The organism is Staphylococcus sp. GDX7P312P (genome assembly GCF_008385775.1).
In the GTDB taxonomy this organism is placed as follows: Bacteria; Bacillota; Bacilli; order Staphylococcales; family Staphylococcaceae; genus Staphylococcus; species Staphylococcus haemolyticus.
On sequence record NZ_VUKI01000009.1, the window covers coordinates 1 to 1,632 of the forward strand.

Here is a 1,632-nt window from a genome sequence, read left to right on the forward strand (position 1 = left end):
CAAAGATGACTTGTTTTGAAAAAAGCTTGATTCAAGCGCATTTTCAAATCAGTCAGCTACTGACATAATGATAAAGTAGGCTGAGACATTTTATTTGCTCTACGTCAAATCGGACTGATGAGTCCAAATATTGAGATTAAGCAACCTTAGGTTGTTTAATCTCTTTTTTTGTTGTTGAGGCAAATAGTCGCGAAGTTATAATAATTCGATTACGCAAATTATCATAATTTCTATAACCAAAAGATACCCTTTTAATGAGTTTGATTTTATTATTAATTCCTTCTAACGGACCGTTGGTCAGGTTAGAATATGTCATAGTATTTTCAATGAAAGCTGATAATCGTCGTAAAGTTCTAATGACTGGGCGTAATTTGGGACACACATCTGAAAGATGAATAGAAAAGAGTTTATGATTAAATTTCTCTATTTGATTTTCTTTTAATAATCTTCTTAGCTCATGAACGTAGTGATATGTATTAAATAATTCTACATCTACACCTAATAAGTAATTTATAATGCCTTTTTCGGTTTTCCACTCTTTAAATAAATGGACTTTATGATAATTAAATGCCTCTAGCGTTTCAAAAGGTTTAAGAAATAGTTTCCAATAACTTTTATATTTATTATAAAGCGGTCTATTAGAGGTTCTATAACAATTCATTACATGAACTCTAGACATATTTAACGCTCGATTTAAAGATTGAACAATATGAAAACGATCAATAATAATCTTCGCGTTAGGAAATAATTGTTTGATTAGTGACATATATGGTTCATACATATCAATCGTGACTGTTTTGACTTTTTGTCTGAGTTTCAAAGAATAGCGATAAAAATGATCTTTTAGCGATTTTAACTTACGATCCGCTACCACATCTACGATGCGGTGCGATACAGCATCTGCATAAATAAAACTCATTTTTCCGATAACATTTTTAACACTTTTAAATTCGTCCATCATTAAGTGTTCAGGTAGAGCATCAAAAGAAGACTGACCTACGTCGCTTGCCGCTTGATTAATCACTCTAGACACAGTCATTGATGATACTAAGCATGACTTAGCGATAGATTTTTGAGAGCGGTATTCTTGTGCTTTATCTAAAACTGCAAGTTTTGTTTTATTAGAAATAAAACAATGAGCGTCGACAATATTAGATTTAGCAGTAAAATGACTGTCACATGATTTACAATAAAATCTTTGTTTTTGAAGTTTTAAATAGGCGGGCATTTCCATAATTTTAAGTAAAGTAATCGTTGAAGTTTTCTTGCCATTTTTTACTATAGAGAAATTTTCATTTTTAGTTGAACAATTTTCACAATGTGTAGGTTGATAAGTGAGCTCGGCATAGTAAAACAAGCTCATTCGTCCTTTATGTTTTTTCTCAATCACTTCATCTGAAAAATTTAGATTTTTATCTTTAATTCTTAATGTATTTAATATAGACTTACACATAGGCGCATTACCTTTCTTTTTTATTTTGTTTGGTAGCTAATAATTATAGAGGTAATTGCGCCATTTTTGTATTCAAACAAAAAAATTGGACTGATGATTTATTAGTCATCAGTCCAATTTATTATAGAGCCTAAATAATGAAAGATATTTAGAGTGATTCGAACTTAACTAAGATTAAA

General features: G+C 30.1%; 1 protein-coding gene. It reads right to left on the reverse strand.

Going from position 1 to position 1,632, the window contains the following annotated elements; translation table 11 throughout:
* Positions 1-136: 136 nt before the first annotated feature.
* Complete coding sequence (locus F1592_RS04150) at positions 137-1,453, reverse strand: ISL3-like element ISSha1 family transposase (RefSeq protein ID WP_053017984.1); 1,317 nt, start codon at positions 1,451-1,453, stop codon at positions 137-139.
* Positions 1,454-1,632: the final 179 nt, after the last annotated feature.